The organism is Ensifer sp. YR511 (assembly GCF_900103045.1).
GTDB classification, from domain to species: Bacteria; Pseudomonadota; Alphaproteobacteria; order Rhizobiales; family Rhizobiaceae; genus Ensifer; species Ensifer adhaerens.
Genome location: NZ_FNGR01000031.1, coordinates 56,773 through 73,310, shown reverse-complemented (window position 1 = coordinate 73,310; position 16,538 = coordinate 56,773). Strand labels below are relative to the sequence as shown.

15 protein-coding genes and 3 pseudogenes are annotated in these 16,538 nt (G+C 57.4%); 9 read left to right on the top strand and 9 right to left on the bottom strand.

Annotated elements, in window-relative coordinates; translation table 11 throughout:
- Positions 1-846: 846 nt before the first annotated feature.
- The gene (locus BLU15_RS31690) at positions 847-1,149 is read left to right on the top strand and encodes a DUF982 domain-containing protein (RefSeq protein WP_127890992.1); all 303 of its coding nucleotides are present in this window, start codon (positions 847-849) and stop codon (positions 1,147-1,149) included.
- A gap of 256 nt (positions 1,150-1,405) precedes the next feature.
- Positions 1,406-2,326 (top strand): adenylate/guanylate cyclase domain-containing protein, encoded by a 921-nt coding sequence (locus tag BLU15_RS31685; protein ID WP_090300854.1) that lies wholly within the window; start codon positions 1,406-1,408, stop codon positions 2,324-2,326.
- Positions 2,327-2,556: 230 nt separating this feature from the next.
- Here BLU15_RS31685 and BLU15_RS31680 read toward each other — a convergent pair whose 3' ends face one another.
- Complete coding sequence (locus BLU15_RS31680) at positions 2,557-3,093, bottom strand: YidB family protein (protein WP_051659551.1); 537 nt, start codon at positions 3,091-3,093, stop codon at positions 2,557-2,559.
- 830 nt (positions 3,094-3,923) lie between these two features.
- Here BLU15_RS31680 and BLU15_RS41030 point away from each other — a divergent pair.
- Positions 3,924-4,133, top strand: a pseudogene (locus tag BLU15_RS41030) (ACT domain-containing protein); the annotation flags it as partial.
- 53 nt (positions 4,134-4,186) lie between these two features.
- Here BLU15_RS41030 and BLU15_RS40330 read toward each other — a convergent pair.
- Positions 4,187-4,303: pseudogene (locus BLU15_RS40330) on the bottom strand (C factor); the annotation flags it as partial.
- Between the two features lie 241 nt (positions 4,304-4,544).
- On the opposite strand from BLU15_RS40330, the gene BLU15_RS31660 reads away from it, so the two are divergent.
- The gene (locus BLU15_RS31660; RefSeq protein ID WP_090300842.1) at positions 4,545-5,198 is read left to right on the top strand and encodes a hypothetical protein; all 654 of its coding nucleotides are present in this window, start codon (positions 4,545-4,547) and stop codon (positions 5,196-5,198) included.
- A 246-nt stretch (positions 5,199-5,444) separates the two neighbouring features.
- On the opposite strand, the gene BLU15_RS31655 is transcribed toward BLU15_RS31660, so the two are convergent.
- Together BLU15_RS31655 and BLU15_RS31650 are read right to left on the bottom strand one after the other, a co-directional pair.
- On the bottom strand, positions 5,445-5,801 hold the full coding sequence (locus BLU15_RS31655) for a type II toxin-antitoxin system HicB family antitoxin (RefSeq protein ID WP_090300840.1): 357 nt from the start codon (positions 5,799-5,801) through the stop codon (positions 5,445-5,447).
- Positions 5,798-6,052 carry a type II toxin-antitoxin system HicA family toxin gene (locus BLU15_RS31650; RefSeq protein WP_090300852.1) on the bottom strand — a complete coding sequence of 85 codons (255 nt, stop codon included), beginning with the start codon at positions 6,050-6,052 and terminating at the stop codon, positions 5,798-5,800. The genes BLU15_RS31655 and BLU15_RS31650 overlap by 4 nt, the downstream gene beginning before the upstream one ends.
- 423 nt (positions 6,053-6,475) lie before the next feature.
- On the opposite strand from BLU15_RS31650, the gene BLU15_RS40725 reads away from it, so the two are divergent.
- Positions 6,476-6,610 carry a response regulator gene (locus tag BLU15_RS40725; protein ID WP_256386712.1) on the top strand — a complete coding sequence of 45 codons (135 nt, stop codon included), beginning with the start codon at positions 6,476-6,478 and terminating at the stop codon, positions 6,608-6,610.
- Positions 6,611-7,388: 778 nt separating this feature from the next.
- Positions 7,389-8,156, top strand: a complete 768-nt coding sequence (locus BLU15_RS31645; RefSeq protein WP_127890995.1) for a hypothetical protein — start codon at positions 7,389-7,391, stop codon at positions 8,154-8,156.
- Positions 8,157-8,403: 247 nt separating this feature from the next.
- Here the strand turns inward: BLU15_RS31645 and BLU15_RS31640 are convergent, their stop codons facing one another.
- The 3 genes and pseudogenes from BLU15_RS31640 to BLU15_RS31625 form a co-directional block, all read right to left on the bottom strand.
- A complete protein-coding gene (locus tag BLU15_RS31640; RefSeq protein ID WP_090300838.1) occupies positions 8,404-9,498 on the bottom strand; it encodes an extracellular catalytic domain type 1 short-chain-length polyhydroxyalkanoate depolymerase in 1,095 nt (364 codons plus the stop codon).
- A 450-nt stretch (positions 9,499-9,948) separates the two neighbouring features.
- Positions 9,949-10,729: pseudogene (locus BLU15_RS31630) on the bottom strand (ATP-dependent Clp protease proteolytic subunit).
- Positions 10,716-11,969, bottom strand: coding sequence for a hypothetical protein (locus tag BLU15_RS31625; RefSeq protein WP_244546872.1), 1,254 nt, complete (start codon positions 11,967-11,969; stop codon positions 10,716-10,718). The pseudogene BLU15_RS31630 and the gene BLU15_RS31625 overlap by 14 nt, the downstream one beginning before the upstream one ends.
- Before the next feature lie 286 nt (positions 11,970-12,255).
- Between BLU15_RS31625 and BLU15_RS31620 the strand changes: the two genes are divergently transcribed.
- A complete protein-coding gene (locus BLU15_RS31620; RefSeq protein WP_034800447.1) occupies positions 12,256-12,483 on the top strand; it encodes a hypothetical protein in 228 nt (75 codons plus the stop codon).
- 595 nt (positions 12,484-13,078) lie between these two features.
- Here BLU15_RS31620 and BLU15_RS31615 read toward each other — a convergent pair.
- Entirely contained in the window at positions 13,079-13,549 is a 471-nt protein-coding gene (locus BLU15_RS31615) for an NUDIX hydrolase (protein WP_090300834.1), read from the bottom strand.
- A gap of 147 nt (positions 13,550-13,696) precedes the next feature.
- Between BLU15_RS31615 and BLU15_RS31610 the strand changes: the two genes are divergently transcribed.
- Together BLU15_RS31610 and BLU15_RS31605 are read left to right on the top strand one after the other, a co-directional pair.
- Entirely contained in the window at positions 13,697-14,590 is an 894-nt protein-coding gene (locus tag BLU15_RS31610) for an SDR family oxidoreductase (RefSeq protein WP_090300832.1), read from the top strand.
- Positions 14,591-15,108: 518 nt separating this feature from the next.
- Positions 15,109-15,666, top strand: a complete 558-nt coding sequence (locus tag BLU15_RS31605) for a DUF4334 domain-containing protein (protein WP_090300830.1) — start codon at positions 15,109-15,111, stop codon at positions 15,664-15,666.
- A 46-nt stretch (positions 15,667-15,712) separates the two neighbouring features.
- On the opposite strand, the gene BLU15_RS31600 is transcribed toward BLU15_RS31605, so the two are convergent.
- A complete protein-coding gene (locus BLU15_RS31600; RefSeq protein ID WP_090300828.1) occupies positions 15,713-16,525 on the bottom strand; it encodes a non-homologous end joining protein Ku in 813 nt (270 codons plus the stop codon).
- Positions 16,526-16,538: the final 13 nt, after the last annotated feature.

Below are 16,538 nucleotides of genomic sequence, written 5' to 3'. Positions count from 1 at the left end.
GGCATTCGAGAACATCCGAGTGAGGCAACGGCATTATTCTCTGGGAACACTCTTGGGTGAGGCAATACGAATCTCACCTTGATTGCCGCCGCGCACCCGCGCCCGTAGCTTTATGGCCTCAGCGGAGAGCAAAGCAGTGCTAAAGATACGCGGCGCCAACTGGACGCCGGCGAAATCCCGGCATTCGTCACTCGGGGGATAGAAGCAGGCTGCGACATCAGCGCGGTGGGCCACCTGAGCTATGGGATTGGCGAGGCCGAGGAGCAGGGTTACACGACGAACCTCGACCAGATGGGAGAGACCGCGACCCGATTAGACTGCAGATCGTCGGGCTAATCTCTGGTCGATCGCGCGAAACGTGGAGGTTCCCTCCGAAGCAGTAAGTCAGTGATGTTACCGGCGGAGCCTCGCTCCATTGTCTGCCGGCCGACGATTCCAGCGAAACCGGTACCGACACCATGTCTAGACGCCGATCCCGACCTGTTCCTCTTCCCGGTGCTTGAGCTTCTGCGAACAGTCTGCGATGTTGGTTTCGGTTTTGTGCGCCAAGGATCCCTCATGATGTTGGAATGCCTTACCGAGGTCGGGGTGACAACGTCCTGACGCGTTGGGAGACGCCGCGTGAAAGTGCGGGGGCCTGTCGCTTCACGACCCCATCAACAATTTCCGAACAGGCGCCCATGGCAAGAAACTCATTCGTAAGGGGCCTTGCGGGGGCACCCATCGACAACGGGAAGAAGGCAGACCGGCGATAAGAGGGGGGCGGATCCGTGCCCAACCTCGTTGCTCGAACTGGGAACACATTCCTGTTTTTCCGGTTTGAAGGTGTTCGAGAAGGAGAACGCCATGGCAGAGGATCGGTGGGAACGCGAGGAACGCTACGGACGCGATCTAGAGAAAGCAAAACAACCGGCGCCCTGGAACGAAAGCGTTGTGATAAGCCTGCCCAATGCGGATCACGAGGTGTTGGTTGGATCAGCCAGTGAAGCGGTAGCGGTTTTGCGAAACACTTGGTCCGGATCCAGATCAGGTCCGGCATATCAGGCTGCATTGACCACCTGTCTCGAAGCCATGAATGGTCACTTGCCTGGTTACATGGCCCGATTGGCCTTTGAAGAAGCTGCCCGTGAAGCAGGAGTCCTGCGCTGAGGCTTGTAGGACGTCAACTTTGAAGGCTTTCACCCTCTGGCCGATGCCTTGGTGCGAGGGGAAGCGGAGTGGAACGTACCGTGTTCGAACCTTCGCGGCACTCCACCTCGAGGCAGATTTCGGTCGAGCAAAATTCGGCCTTTGGGTGATACGCCCGCGGATGAGATCAAACATTTACGGAAGGAACAAAGCCGCGTGCTCATCGGTTGATGATCGACTGCACATCGAAACGAACGCGTTGGATCGGATCGTTCACATGGAGGCGCCACCACTTGAAAGAAAGCTTGCAGCGATCCTGGCTGCCGATATCGAAGGTTACTCGCGGTTGATGAATGCCGACGAAGAGCAGACCCTGGCGACCTTGACATCGCATCGTACTATCATCGACGGCCTTATTGAAAGTGCTCATGGAGAGATCTTCGGGACCGCGGGGGACAGCGTGTTGGCGGAATTCCCATCGATTGTGCATGCCTTCAACTGTGCGATCGCCATCCAGCAGGCCATGTGGCGTGCCAACCGGCCGCTTGCCGACAAACACAAGATGTACTTCCGCATCGGGATCAACGTCGGCGATGTTCTGGTGAAAGACGGCGATATCTTCGGGGATGGGGTCAACATCGCCGCTCGGCTTGAAGGCCTGGCCGATGCCGGCGGCATCTGTGTAACGCGAGGAGTACGAGATCATCTGCGCGATCGCGTCGACACCACCTTTGAGGATTTGGGTGAGCATCAGGTCAAGAACATTTCGCGCCCGCTCCGGGTGTTCCGTGTTCTGTTTGACCCGCAGTCCGAACCAAGCCCCAGTGCAGAGCTAACGTCCGTCCAACACCCGGAGCGATCCTCTTGGGTCGATCAGACCCTGCCGGAAGACCAAGACAAAGATGAAGCGCGCCGGGTTGAGGTGGCTTTTTGGGAGGCGGTTCAGGAGAGCGATGACCCGGCCGAATATCTCCTATATCTGAAGCGATACCCTGCGGGCGAGTTCGCCGAACTCGCAGCCGCGCGCGTTGCTCAAGGTGGGTCTGGGGCGGGCGAGCCAGGAATCGAGGTTTCATTCTGGGAAACGGTGCGGGACACCGGTAATGCCGAGATGATTGAAGCGTATTTATCAAAGTATCCAACGGGTCAGTTCGTCGAACTCGCCAAGATCTTGTTGGCAGACATTCACGCCAAATAAAACACGCAACGATCCTCGTCACGACCAAATGGCTTGAAAAGCAGATGAGAGCGCCGACAGCGTCCGGAACGGGTGCGATGTTCCGGGTCGAGCCAAGTATGCAACGTGATTGTGGAGGTATCGCTAGGGTAGCGCGTCTGATTCCTGTGCAACGCCCGCCTGAGAAACGCTAAAGGCTTGCCTTCCAAATCCGGCGCGGTGAAGCGGCCGCCTTGCGGCGGCCTCTTCTACTATATGATTTGGGTCTTGGGTGGAGGAGTGATCTGCCCTTCGAAAGGGTCGTCCTCTTGAGGCAGGACGCCGTTGGGGGTCAGATCGTCAACCGCCTTTGGCAGATCTCGGCTGAGGCGGCTCAAAATCTCCTCAGGAGAAAGACCCGTCCGCGCGGAAAGATCCTCAAGGACTTCCGGCCCGAGCGCTTCCGATAACTGCCTATCATCAATCTCGCTGTTTGGACCGGTCTGCACCCAGGATTTTGCGGTCTCCCCGTGTCCGTTGTGCTCGAACTGTTTGAGGAGATCGTCGAGACCACCCCTCAACACGCCGCCGGTCGATGAACCGCCGAGCAAGCCTCCGAGGCCACCAGAGCCTCCAGTCAGACCGCCAAGCAGGTCACCCAAACCTCCTCCGGCCTCCTGCTGACCGGTTGGCCCTTGGTCTTGTCGGTTCTGGGTCAGACCTTTCAGAAGCTCCCCGATCTTCTCCCTGTTCTGGTATCCTGCCACCGCAAGGACACTTAGCAGGGCTTTAAGTGCAGTGCTTACCATGTGCTTCTCCTCTTCTGTCATACATGCCCTTTCAGGCATCTACTGATTAACGACGGAGGTCGCGATCGCTGTTAACGCGAGGTCGGTGGCCTGCTCATCGTCGAATTTGTGGCGGATGGATCGCCAATGGCGCGGACCGAGGCTGGGTTGGTCATGGCTTTTCCTTTGGGTTAGAAGGAGCATCGGTAGACGCTTAAACTCCACCCGGCATCTCTTGTTCCGTTCAGCTGATGTTCCATGCCCCGATGGCACAGCGTATCAACTTTACTGACGAGCGAAAGTGGACTGGGGACGGCCTCAAAATCGAGGCTCATGATGTTAACGCCAGTCTTCAGTCGAAAGAGGGGAACGATAGTCAGAGCACGGTGTTTTGATCTTACCCGCCGGGCCGGATCTGCTGCCGCGCCAATACCTTAATCTCCAAACGAGAGAAAAGCCATGATTGAACGTCCAAATCAGCCCCCTGGGACGCTTGAGCGCAAGGTCGAACTCGAGCAGACGGTGCACTATGCAATCCAGGTCCTTGTCGAGGAAGCTTGCCTTTTGGGTTGGACCCAGGCTGAATTTCTGACGAGCATATCGGACACCGCGATCGCCAGGCTGAGCCTTCTAGATGAGGACGAAGCAATTTCCCCACCCGCAGAGGGTGACTTATCGCGGACCATTTATCCAACCGATTAGCCGGGTTGCCTGTGTGATCAAAAATGGGCTTGGAGCAGCGAAGCCGGTGTGCGGTGTCGGTCTCAAGATTTGTCCCGGCATCGTTCAGGCGCAGCTTGGCACCAGCCGCATCCTGATCCACAAAGAGGAACACCAATGTCGAGTTTGCCATGCGCGTGCGCTGCGCATCCACCCGCGGCATCGTCGCCGCTATCTCCTCCTTCCTGGCGGAAGAGGAATGCAACATCACCGACAGCGCACAGTTCGACGACGCTGATACCGGTCACTTCTTCATGCGTGTCAGTTTCCGCTCCGAAGGGGGGCGGGCGCTAGAAATGCTGAAGGATGAGTTTAAGCCGATTGCGGACCGTTTTGGCATGGAATTCGAGTTCTTCGACAGCCGATCGATGACGCGGCTGACCGCCGCCGCTTTGCGGCTCATCTCGCCTGAAGCGGTGCGCACGATGTGGTTTAAGGCAGCCTTCGAGGCTTGGTAGGAGATCCAGCCTCTCAGGCGATTGTCGCCGATCGAGCCGACCCGTGCGAGCAGCTCCCCGCTGAGCGGAGAGAGTTCATGATTTTTGCGTTTGTCGTCGCCTAATGTTCCGTTGGGAACTGACCGCCATGGCGATTTGTGTCCTTGTTACCTTTGAGCGATCGCTTGTTCGTTTGTTCTTTACTGCCAAGCCGAATGTCCACGAAGCGCGCATCGCTTTAAGAACCAGACTTATAATTGTGGGATTGGTTCGCAAATGGCGAGCATTGAATGACTAGAGCAACATGGTGAAGTGATGCGGAGTTTTACGCTCGAAAACAACTGCCTCATCAACATCGATGAGAAGAGATCGGCGCACGGCGACATTCGCACGTTGATTGAAGCCGCAAGGCGTGGAGAGGCGGATATCGCCATTTTGGCTTCGAGCGCATATGAACGTCAGCCCGGTGGCGCACATCTAAAACGATTTGCAGACTTTGAAAGCCGAATGAGCGCGCTCGGACTTGGTCACATCAGCCTCTTGCGGCCGATCGGGCGACACGGTCTTTCATTCCATGGTTTCTCTATTATGAGTGATGAAGCGGCGATTGAGCGCGAGCGACTTATCTTCAGAACCCTTTTTCCGACGACGCCAGCACGATGGTCGGACTACGCGGTGAGCTACGGCTTGGACAAAAAGGATCTGTCCAGCGCCGCTGCTTGGCATTGGCGCAATTGCCTGGGCGCTGCTCAGGCGTTCTGGGCACATGAAAATGGCGGGCGCCATGTGTTCGTGACCACCAACGAAGGCTTTGCGCGCCTTCCGAAGAAACTTGAATTTGCCAACGCCGTAATCATGAACCCGACGCAGGCGGTTCAGGTTTTAGCTGGCGACAATCGCCGCAGCCCGGCAGCCGGCTTGCGCAGACAGAGTCGGCCCGTTGCGAACATGGATTTTCTACTGAGGTAGCAACAACTGCCATGGGCCTGCTTGGACAGGCTTTCTCCGCAAGCGATCATTGCAAAGGCTCTGTGCCACCTAAAGGTGTATAGCGACTGAACTGCACCTTCGGATCATCGCCCCGTCGCGAGTTTCGTCCGACCTCGGATGAATTGAGGGTTCCTTACGCCCAAGTTCATTCTAGTGTTGGTGAAGACCGTTGACCTCGACCCGGACGAGAGCCCTGCCGGCCGACCTTGCGGGGAAGCGAATGGCCTATGCCGAAAGGCGGGCCTTGGCGAAGTGCGCCGCGGCTTCTTCTAATGCCTCCTCGGCCCACTGATTGAGACTCTTCCCCGACAGTTCGGCAGCCAGAGCAGCTCGGCGATGCACTTCGGGAGCAACTCGAAACATCATCTTGCCGGAATAGGGTCTTTGAGGCTCTTTGCCGATGCTCTTGCAGGTCTCAAGGTAATCATCAACAGCCTCATGGAACGCCTTCTTCAGTTCAGCAACGCTGTCCCCGTGAAACCCGACTACGTCAGAAATGCCAGCAATCTTACCGAAGAACAGCTCGTCCTCCGCGTCGAATTCTATGCGAGCGTGATAACCGTTGTAAGTCATGGTGTTCATGGTTCTACTCCAATTTGCGTCAGGAATTCGCGAGCATCGCGAACTTGATAACGTTTTGCCTCCTTGTCGGGATGAGGACGATGGAAGCTCGCGATTATGCCGTCCTTTTCGAACTTAACGCGCGAGCCGTTTCTTTCGATGACGTTCGCGCCGGCAGCGACAAGCAGGTTTTCTATAGTGGCCCACTCGATGGTTCCCGAGATCGGATCTTTGAAAACCGTCACGAGAGTCTTTTTCTGCTTGCTGTTCATGCTAGCAAACATAGTGTTGCTTGCTAATTCTGCAAGCATTATTTCTCATGCAAATACGATCCGTGTGTTTAGAGCCCTGGGTGCGACTCGCTCGATGGGTCCGATTTCAGTGCACCCGTGATGCTGCGAAAATCCGTGCGCTCGTGACTTTTGGCATAGTCATTTGCAAGTCGCACGCCCGGAAAGATCCGGCTGCGGGTTCGATTCTCTTCAAGGACAGAGGTTCGTTGGTAAACTTTCGGCCCAACGCCGACAATAGCTTTGAGCGGGCCGGCCAATTCCGAATGGCACTCAAGTCACACTGGTCGGCGGGCGGCCACGCACGAATAAGGAACGGGTACGACAGTCACGCTCTTTCTCCCGGATGGGTCCGGCGCCGACAAAGCAAGCATCGGCTCGGCTCCGTCCCAACACGGGAGTCTGATGGGTGAAGGTGAGGTCGTGCTCGTTGTGGAAGACGACAGCGCCGAGAGGCTGCTGATCGTCGACGTTCTGAAGGAACTTGGATACAGGACGATCGAAGCCGAAGACGGAGAACATGCGCTGCCGATAAGCTAAAGCGCGCAGCGCATCGATGCCGCGGTTTCCGATGTCGGCTTACCAGGGATCAACGGGCGGCAGTTGGCCGAAGTGGCTCTGGCAAGGAGGCCGGGCCTCCGTGTTCTGTTCTTAACGGGTTACAGCAACAGCATCCTCACGCGCGGACTTTCTCGGACCGGGCATGGACATGATGACCAAGCCGTTTTCCATGGACGATCTGGCGCGAAAAGTTCGAGAAATGCTTGCAAAAGATTGAGACGCCGGCGCAACTCATGCCGACAGTCAGCGCCGACTAGCCGGCAAGGTGTGCGGCCTCTGACGTGCCGCCGTCGCGACGTAACAACCCTTCTCGCGACGGAAAATGACCGACCGCCTTGGGACGACCCGGTTCGTGCTCGATCAAAGCATGGAAACATGGAAATCATGATTGCTAGGGGCGTTCGGCAGGCAAACCAAATAAGGGTAAAGAGCGGTTGCTATTCGAATGACAAAGGCGCAGTGTCCAGTCTCCAGTAGCAGATGTCACGGGCGCTGCTGTATGAGGGTTCGATACCCTGGCCCCAATCAAGGGGGCGCCATGTCCTACACCGAACAGACATTTTCGCCTTGCGATCCAGCAAATTCCGGTCGGTCCTAGACACTTGAGGCTGCGAACTGCACAGCGCTATGCGCAGTATGTTCCCTGCCACGACAATCTGGCATTGGTTGGGACGAACCGATGGGCGCAGGTAAGCGCCGGCCGCAATGGCCTCACACTTCTGTGACCACTCAACCGCCCATTTGGAGACATAAGGACATGCTTCAACCGTTCTTCTTAGCGTTGGCTATACAGGCGAGCGTTCTACTATCCGCAACTCTGCTCTTGATCCCTGGGGCATATGGTCAAGGGTCGGTGCCAGCAAATTCCGAAGCAAAACGCTACGGATCGGGATGGGAGTGCAATCGTGGATTCCGACAAGAGGCCGATTCCTGCGTTGCTGTGACGGCTCCCGACAATGCTTTCCTGACATACGCTTCCTATGGCAACGGCTGGGAATGCGATTACGGGTTTGCCGAAAAGGACGGCCAGTGCCTTGCGGTTCGGCTGCCCGCCAATGCTTTTCTCGACTCTTATTCTGGTGACCGGTGGAAGTGCATGCACGGATATCGTCAGCGCGATACTGAATGCGACCTCATCGAGGTGCCGGACAAGGCGTATCTGACGGATTCGAGCTATGGCGAGGGCTGGATCTGTGAACGGGGGTATCAGGTCATCGCTAGCAAATGCGTCGCACTGATCGTTCCTGACCATGCCTACCTGACCACCAGCGGCAATGAATGGTTGTGCGACCGTGGATTTGAAATGAAAGATCAGGCCTGTGTTGCTGTAAAGGTTCCCGAAAATGCAACCTTTGCGGACAACTCCTATGGCCAGAAATGGAAATGTGACCGCGGATTTGAAGCAAAGGGATCGGTATGTTCACAGATCAATCTTCCTGACAACGCACATCTGGATCGTTCCGGAAACGGCTGGGAGTGCAACCGTCCGTATCGGCTCAGTCGCGGGGTATGCGGTATGGAGTGACGGCAGCGCGACATATCTAGATGTGCGCGTCTAGATGTGCGCGCCGTCGCCGCTCGATGTGGCCGCTTTTCAAGAAATCGTCTGGACCCACCGCATAGCGTGAGGGCTGAGAGTACGGCCCATCAGGGTGGGCGACCTTGTAAATTGGATCTTCGCTGCGCCGGCGTCACTCGCCGTTTGAGGCATCTCCACGCGGTGAGTCGTCAGATCAAAAGGGCGGGTGGCCACGAAGGAAGTGTGCGCGGTGTTATCTCATCAGACCCGCTGCACGTAGCGCGTCTTCGATCGTCCGCCGAATGCCGTCCGCCGGTCCCTTGGGACTCGGATGATAGTTGCTCCGAGCCTTGGGGATAGCGACGTCAGTCTCGACGCCCTGGTTCACCTGTCTCAAGGATGGCGCCGCAACCCCGAACGATTTGGCAATTTCCTCGGTCGACGAAATGCCGACGTCAAGCATGTAGGGCCCTGCCCGACCGTACCCACTTTTCGCATCGATCGGTGTGCCGTGGCCCATACCCTTGACGCGGTAAAGCTGAAGGCGTTCCTCCCCGTTGGCATTGACCCAGACCCGGCGTTCAAGCCGCGACGTCGGTTGGTCTACCCGGGGCGATCCTCGGGTTTCAACAACGCCCAGCCACTGGTCGACAATCGCATCTGCGTTGGCCGAGTTGACGGTCATGTCCTGCGTTCCCTGCCAGACCGATATCGCCGGCCATGGGCCCGTTGTTTTGGAAGCGGACCGAAGCAGCTTTTGAAGCGTGTTAGTGTCGGGAATGCCTTGCGCGCGCATGCGGTCGAACGCTTGGGGTATCGTGTGTGCCGTGCCATAGGGGAGACCGGCTATGATTGCGCCGCCGGCAAAGACTTCGGGATAGGTCGCCAGCATCACATTGGCCATCGCTCCACCTGCTGAAAGCCCGGTTATGTAAACTCGCGAGGTATCGATGTCATAACGTGCTTCGGCGGTCTCGACCATCTGGCGGATTGAAAGCGCTTCACCATCGCCGCGCGCCATATCGTTCGGCTGGAACCAGTTGAAGCAAAGATTGGCGTTATTGCTGCGGGTCTGCTGCGGGAAGAGGACGACAAAGCCATAGTCGTCGGCCAATCTGCTCCATCCCGAGCCTGTGTCGTATGACGACGCCGTCTGGGTGCAGCCGTGCAAGACGACGACGAGCGCCGGTCGTGGAATAACTGTCGATGGGACATGAACTTTTGCCTCAAGCTGGCCAGGGTTCGGTCCAAAGGCCTCGAATTCCGACAAGTGGCTCTCCCGAGAAGGGTCGACCGGATGTGTGCGGAACTGCTTGAGCAAAGCGAGGGTGTTAGACAAGGAGCGCATAACCAAACCTCCAGGCCGTAACGGCCAGGATGGCTATCATAGCGGCCTCATACAGCACTCGGTAATCATTGCTGCAGTGCACAATATAATGCTGCGACGCAGCGTTTCAATGGAAGGCGCGAGATTTCGCCAGGCGAACGCAAATCCATCAATCGAGCCAGCGGTTGCTTCGACAGCCAAAGCTCCGGCACACGATCCCAGAAACGTTATGAGGCGGCTTCCAGGAAATGGGCGTCAAGAGGCGCGACCCCGCGCTGATCTCTACGCCCGCCTTTAAGATCGCTATTAAGTCCTCCTGTGTCCGATCGCGTTTAATCCCCTCGATTGGCCGCCGTTCTTTCGTAACCTGAATGATTGGATATCGCTGCGCCCTCCTGCGCTCCATCATTCCCAACCAAAGAGGCCCGCCATTGTCCATGCCCTAGCGTAGAGCTGATCCTCGGTAGAGACCTAACTTCTCTTCCTGGAACTCGAAGCGGGCGTAGTCGTCAGTCGAAAATCAGCCATTTCCTTCGCCGTCAAATAATAAAGGCGATCCGCAGGCGTTTCCAAAGCGTTGAACCAGAGTTCAGCAGCAATGCCCATCGCCTCGAGATGGCGGGCGACACGTGCGGTGGCGGATTGTGTGGTCGACATGACCTCGTCTGCGGCAGGTATGACGTTGCTGACGTTAAATAGCTGGTGCACTCCAACCACCGCGTCTTTTTCCGCGAGGCGTTCAACGCCACCTGCAAGCACGATTGGACACGAGGATGCGCAAAGTGCTCTCGACACAACTTTCGTCGTCAACGATTTTTCGCGTATCAGCTTGGAAATTGCCAGCGCGTCGTCCACTGAGCCGCCTGGGGAGTTGAGCGCGACGGTTCTTACATACTCGCCGCGAACTTCGATCTCTCTGGCAAAGCGCAAAGACGCGCCTGGATCGAAGGTACCTTCGACAAGCAGGACGCCGCCGGGGCCAAGTTCCAATGTCATCGGCTTGTTCAGCACTTCGGCCGGGCTCGATGGGCTTTGCTCAGCATTGCTCAGATCCCCCTTGGTTCCTGCAGGCGGCAGGAACGGGACCTGGTAGGCTGGGTCGGGGGTTGACAGCTTGGGGCTGGTTTCCATGTTGCGAACGTCGATAATGAGAAAAAATCGCCGTCACCGACAGCAATAGATAGAACACGCCTCGCATCGCGGTGCCATCGTCGAGGCGCTTCAAGGCCTTGATCGGTTCATCGATCCTCATGTAGGCGATCCTTGGGACGTATTCTCGGGTCGAGGTTTGTGATGTTGTTTGCCTCTTCCGTAGTTTTCTGCGCTTCAAGCTCGGCGGCAACCTCCATCAGATCCGAGCCGCTTTCCGCCAGCGCACGCTTCAATTCTATTGCCTGCACGAGTTCGGCTGCCGTGATGCGTTCGGCAAATGGCATCCTCTCTTCCTGTTTTCGGATCGCGCCGTGCACGACTGCAAGAATGAACACGAGTACGCCGGGCAGGAGATCGATGGAGATGGCGCCAGCCCATGCTGGAATAAAGTCCGAAGCGTAGCGCAAAACTGCTTCGGCGGACGATAGTGGAACGAACCTTCGCTCCTTTACCGGTGCGCGCGCAAGGATCTCGTCAGCGGCGTCGGACAGAACCTTCGACTGGGCCGCTACTGAAGCGCGCACTGTCGCCATTACCCTGTCCTGGCGGTCAACTAGGTCGGCATCGCCACCGTCGGCGACAGGTGCAATAAAGCCGAGTGAAAGATCATCGGCCGCGCGACGGATCGAAGGGGCAATTGAAGTCTGTCCGAGCGAGGCTATGACCCCGGTGAGCGCCACGACTTCGGAGGAGAACTGATCGGCACGCGGTTCAATGGCGCCGGGCGCCGATACCAGCGTACGCATGGTCTCAAGCCGCTTTTGTCCTTGTTCGAACAACGTCGTTACCTGTTCGCGCGAGGCGTTGATGCCGTTCTCTAGATCTTTCATCTGCGCTGACATCTGCGACAGCAACTGAACGACGCTTCCTGAACCGGTCGTACCGGTCAGAGCGCCCGATTGCCGTTCCGACAGCGCCAGCTGAGCAAAGCGCTCGGAGGCGCGCTGGATATCGGGCAGAAGACTCTGGGCAGCAAGTGCGTTCTGGTGCGCCTGGTCGAGGTCGGCGGTATAGTCTTCGACCGTCTCGGCCAGGTGCTGCTCAAGTGCCGCAGAACCTGCTAGTGCAGCAGCATTTAGCCAGCTTGACATGGCCATGATCATGACCGCGCCGATGGCCATCACACCGAGCATGGCGGCGCGGCCCGTATGGGTCGTGATATGCGGAAAGAAGCGCGCCATATAGGACCAGAAAGCGTAGATGCCGACCGAGACGGAGGCCGAGTAGATAATCGCTGCGAAGAAGATCGTCGTTGGCGAACCGTCCAGGATGCTGCGCACGCCGAGATAAGTGTACACGCCGGAGGCAAGGGCTAGGACGGCAATGGCAAACCGCGTCATCGTTTCGACGGCAGCGACCCCGTCGTACAATCACTGGGATGCGCCGGTCGCCATGGGCCAGTCTCCGTAGAAGGAAAGTATTCCTTAAAAGAGGATCAAGAAGCGGGCGGAATAAAGGCCGGTTTAACACCGCGTCCCGGACAGCCGTTCCAATTGATTGGGATGAACCAAAGCGCGCCGGTCGCGGATAAAGTTCAACGGCACCAAGCAGAAGCGCACGCACGTAAATCGCCTAGGAACTATCGCGTCCTCCGGCAGTTGGTGGTGTGCGAGAAGGAGAGCGCCGATGACCCCAGATATTCGAAACTCCACGTTCTATGTGTTGACCCAGGACGATCCCTCCGCGCCAACAGACGCGGTTCCGGTTGGCTTCGAAGAGGCCTATGAGGAAGCTCAAAGGCGCACCGAAAGCGGTTTGGCGGTTCATGTCCTTTATACTGAAGACGCAACTCAAATGCAGCTGACGCGGTTTACTGAGGCCGGAATCAGAACGAGCTTGGCTTCGCAAGGGTAAGGGGAACAGGCGGTTCTCGGCGATCGACAGGATTCACGTTCTGCCTGAGAAGTGATGAGGCCAGCAGTTTACCTTTCACCCGGTGTGAGCGCCGCTGTTGTCCTCGTTATTGCCTGGGCTTACCGGACGCTTTTTGCTTTAAGCGACACGTTGATGGTGTTCGTCCTGGAGAACTCTCAAGATCGCGACAGCATAGCTATGCAGGCCTAACTTCATGAGCATTCAGACCTCCAAGGCGAAACGAGTATGTCGGTATCGAGAAGCTGGACAAACACGCGCTGCGAGCGCTTGATCACGGTGTTGGAAAGACAAGCCGGGCGGTCTGGCGAAGAGGGAGATCGAGCGCCATCGCGCGGCCTCGGGCGTCGACTTGAGGTCCGAGCGATAAGCGGTCGCAGGCCGCGTCAAGCCGACCGCTATGGAGATAGAGAACATCCGGATTTTTCCGCCCTCTCCTTTGGCCCACGCAATGGCAGTCGAGCTCGCTACCCACCCCTCCCGCGACGGTCGGTCCGCCAGCGCTCGCCAAGATATCGACAGACGACGATACAAACTTCAAAAATGTACGAGAATGGAATCGTCGCAGTTTGCGTCTTCAAGGCAAAGTCGCACTGCCGAAGCGTAAAATCTGGTCGCGTAGGGATCGCTCAGCGACGCGACGGGCGGCCTCTCGATATTCGAACCAGACAAGTTTGCGCTCGCCCTTCTCCGGAAAGTTCCCGCGCAGGCCAGCAACTTTCATCGCAAAAACGCGGACCGTGCAAGAAACTTTCAGCCCACTGTCTAACTTCTTCCTGTAGACGTAGTGGCCAATTGGAGCCCTCTCACAGCTCCCTTTTACACCGGCCTCTTCGAACGCCTCCCTTGCCGCGACCTCATGAGCACGTTTTCCTTTCATGGGCCACCCCTTTGGGATGACCCAGCGACCGGTATCCCGGCTGGTGATGAGAAGTATTTCGAACGGATGCCCTGTGCGGACACGGTAGCACAAGGCCGCATACTGCAACCTCGGCGGACGACGAAGCATCAACTGCACGTCGGCAAGGACCCTGTGCAGCAATTGCATGGAACGTTTTCTCCCTCGGCGCGAAAAGAGGTTGAAGAGGACGTCAAATGAACGGTGGAGCCTGTCGTTTGGTTCCTCCGAATTGCTGGACGGGAACCCGAAACCAATCGACGAGTTTACCGATAATCGCCACATGAGGATTTACCAATGACCGATCGTCTGATGATGCAAGACCCCCGAACACAGTACCCCTCGCCGCCGTTTGACCCTCAACCACAATCCATGCCCGGTATTGTTGGTAGGATGCATCCAAAGCCCGATCACGGCGAGAAAACCTACAAAGGGGCAGGTCGGCTGAAAGGGCGCAAAGCCCTTATCACCGGAGGCGATTCTGGCATTGGACGAGCCGCAGCGATTGCGTTTGCACGGGAGGGTGCCGACGTCGCCATATCGTTCCTGCCGGAGGAAGAACCGGACGCGAAAGAGGTTATCGAGTTGATCGAGGCCGAGGGCCGCAAGGCGCTCGCCTTGCCGGGTGATGTGAAGGATGAACACTGGTGCCGCGCGTTGGTGTCGCGGGCACTGTCCGAGCTTGGTGGCATAGATATCCTGGTGATCAACGCGGCCCGACAACAGTTTCGCAAGAACGTCTCGCTTGTAACGTCCGAGGACTTTGACGCCACGCTGAAGACCAACCTCTACGCCTTGCACTGGATTGCTCAGGCCGCCGAGCCGCACTTGCCCCCAGGCGCGTCCGTCATCACAACCGCGTCCATCCAGGCATATCAGCCATCGCCAATTCTCCTCGACTACGCCACGACCAAAGCTGGGATCGTCGCCTACACCAAGGCACTCGCAAAACAACTCATCGAGAAGGGTGTCCGGGCCAACGTCGTGGCACCGGGTCCGTTCTGGACGGTCTTGCAGCCAAGCGGCGGCCAGCCTGACGAGAAAGTGAAGAACTTCGGGAAGGACAGCGATTTCGGTCGGCCCGGCCAGCCGGTTGAGCTGGCCCCAATTTACGTCTTCCTCGCCTCGCAGGAGGCAAGTTTCGTCAATGGTGAAGTTTACGGTGCGACCGGCGGAAAAGGCGTTGATTGATGCCGTATGATTTCGGCGCGGCCGTTGCCCTACCAAAATCAGGGCCGAACCGCCGAGCGACGTTCGCGGTTAGAACTTCGTCAACGCTGGGCAGAAGCGCAAGCCGAGCGAAGCGAACCGGAGACAAGGAAGGCACGTCGAGAGGAAAAACTGGAGGAGCAGGATGGAAAGGCAAAGGGCAAGGAAAAAGTGCAGGCGCGCAATCCGATACTCCTCGATGGGAGATCGTCCTACGAGCGCGCGGTCGCAACGCATGTTGGAGTAGTCTTTTTAACCGGGTCTGACGGCGAACTAGCGGATATCAGAACGGTCCGTAATCTCTATTTCCCTCCATGGGTGCGATGAACTTGTCTGGGCTACCTGGCCGCGGGGTTCACTCGATGAACTGGTAAGGACGTGGCCCGAAAAAACGTCGCCGACCTCTGAACTCAAGCGGGGCTGATGGTTTCCGACATTGGAAGATTTGCGGCAGGCGCGTCGCGGGGGCAGATTGAAACGAGAAGCCGGGAGGCGTAGAGGTGAGGAGAGACAATGCGTTAAATGATCAGCAACGGGCGCTGGAACAGTTTCTGCGGCTTCCGCCGCTGGAACCGTGCGAGCTTGCCGGCCTCTGGCAAGGTCGGGGAGTTCCAACTGGTCATCCCTTCGATGGCGTCTTGGAGAACCTCGGCTGGTTCGGCAAACGGTTCAATCCGGATCTGCGGGCCGATGCCCTTCTTTTTCACGTCGGTGGGCGAAAACTGCGAGCCATCGATCCGAAGTGGGTTCCGCTTCCCCTCGCACTTCGCTTTCATGCGTTTGGAAGAACGGCCCTTGCCGCCGTGCTTTTTGCCCGTCTTCAACGGTGCCTTCAGGCAAAGGGTCCCGTCGCCTCGATCAAAACGGTTGTCTTTGAAGGCGTCGCAAGCGCGGCCATGATCTATGACGACCAGCCGATCGTCGACCATTTTCGACGGATCAATGACGACAGCTTGATGGGACTGATGGCCATGCGAGATGACGATCGGTTTTATGTCTTTGAACTTGAGAGGGTCATCGATCCCACCGCGCTGGTGCAGAACCTGCCCGTGGGCTGACGAGAGCCAGCCGTGCCGTCGGCAAGGTCTAAGGGTCGCGGATGGTTCATTTCCGGGGACGACGCTCCGCTGCGACCGACTTTTTCAAGGCGTCCATGATGTTGACGACGTTGCTGGGTGGCGATGGTGTGGTTGACGATTTGGACTTGGCCCTGGGCGGTTTCTTTATCGCCTTCTTCTTGGCAGCGATGATGTCGACCAGGCGTTCCTGCACGGGGTCCTCCACCATGCTGGGGCTCCAATCCTTCGTCAGCTTCTTTATCAATCGCTGCACAAGCGGCATCATCTCGGGGTCCGCCTTGGCGTCGCTCGCGGTGGTGAAGTACGTTTCTTCGCCACGAACTTCGTCGCCGTAGCGCAATGTCCAGAGCACGATCCCCTTGCCACGCGGCTCGAGCATGACGGCTCGTTCCCGACGCGATATGACCAGTCGTGAAATACCGACCATTTTCTGGGCTTCCATCGCATCTCGGATAACAGAAAAGGCCTCCTGGCCGACCGGTTCGCTCGGAGAAAGGTAGTAAGGCGTATCGAGCCATATCCACTCGAGGCTGTCGCGCGGGGTGAACGTCGAGATATCAATGGTCCTGGTGCTTTCGAGTGCGACGGTCTCAAGCTCCTCGTCCTCGATCACGACGTACTCCTTTTCCCCGCGCTGGTAACCCATGACCTCATCGTCTTCCTTGACCTCTTCCCCGGTTACCGCATCGACGAAGTGACTGACGACACGGTTCTCGGTCTCGCGATTAAGCGTGTGGAAGCGAACCTTTTCGCTATCGGACGTGGCCGGCATCATCTCAACCGGGCACGTCACCAGCGAGAGTTTCAAATAGCCTTTCCAGTACGGGCGGACAGCCATGGCTCAATCTCCC

Excerpts from the sequence above, each read along its gene's own strand:
- BLU15_RS40725 (WP_256386712.1), top strand. The coding sequence starts at position 6,476 with ATGGGTGAAGGTGAGGTCGTGCTCGTTGTGGAAGACGACAGCGCCGAG.
- BLU15_RS31680 (WP_051659551.1), bottom strand. The coding sequence starts at position 3,093 with ATGGTAAGCACTGCACTTAAAGCCCTGCTAAGTGTCCTTGCGGTGGCA.
- BLU15_RS31600 (WP_090300828.1), bottom strand. The coding sequence starts at position 16,525 with ATGGCTGTCCGCCCGTACTGGAAAGGCTATTTGAAACTCTCGCTGGTG.
- BLU15_RS31660 (WP_090300842.1), top strand. The coding sequence starts at position 4,545 with ATGCGGAGTTTTACGCTCGAAAACAACTGCCTCATCAACATCGATGAG.
- BLU15_RS31625 (WP_244546872.1), bottom strand. The coding sequence starts at position 11,969 with ATGACGCGGTTTGCCATTGCCGTCCTAGCCCTTGCCTCCGGCGTGTAC.
- BLU15_RS31620 (WP_034800447.1), top strand. The coding sequence starts at position 12,256 with ATGACCCCAGATATTCGAAACTCCACGTTCTATGTGTTGACCCAGGAC.
- BLU15_RS31650 (WP_090300852.1), bottom strand. The coding sequence starts at position 6,052 with ATGAACAGCAAGCAGAAAAAGACTCTCGTGACGGTTTTCAAAGATCCG.
- BLU15_RS31615 (WP_090300834.1), bottom strand. The coding sequence starts at position 13,549 with ATGCAATTGCTGCACAGGGTCCTTGCCGACGTGCAGTTGATGCTTCGT.
- BLU15_RS31640 (WP_090300838.1), bottom strand. The coding sequence starts at position 9,498 with ATGCGCTCCTTGTCTAACACCCTCGCTTTGCTCAAGCAGTTCCGCACA.
- BLU15_RS31655 (WP_090300840.1), bottom strand. The coding sequence starts at position 5,801 with ATGAACACCATGACTTACAACGGTTATCACGCTCGCATAGAATTCGAC.
- BLU15_RS31685 (WP_090300854.1), top strand. The coding sequence starts at position 1,406 with ATGGAGGCGCCACCACTTGAAAGAAAGCTTGCAGCGATCCTGGCTGCC.
- BLU15_RS31645 (WP_127890995.1), top strand. The coding sequence starts at position 7,389 with ATGCTTCAACCGTTCTTCTTAGCGTTGGCTATACAGGCGAGCGTTCTA.
- BLU15_RS31610 (WP_090300832.1), top strand. The coding sequence starts at position 13,697 with ATGACCGATCGTCTGATGATGCAAGACCCCCGAACACAGTACCCCTCG.
- BLU15_RS31690 (WP_127890992.1), top strand. The coding sequence starts at position 847 with ATGGCAGAGGATCGGTGGGAACGCGAGGAACGCTACGGACGCGATCTA.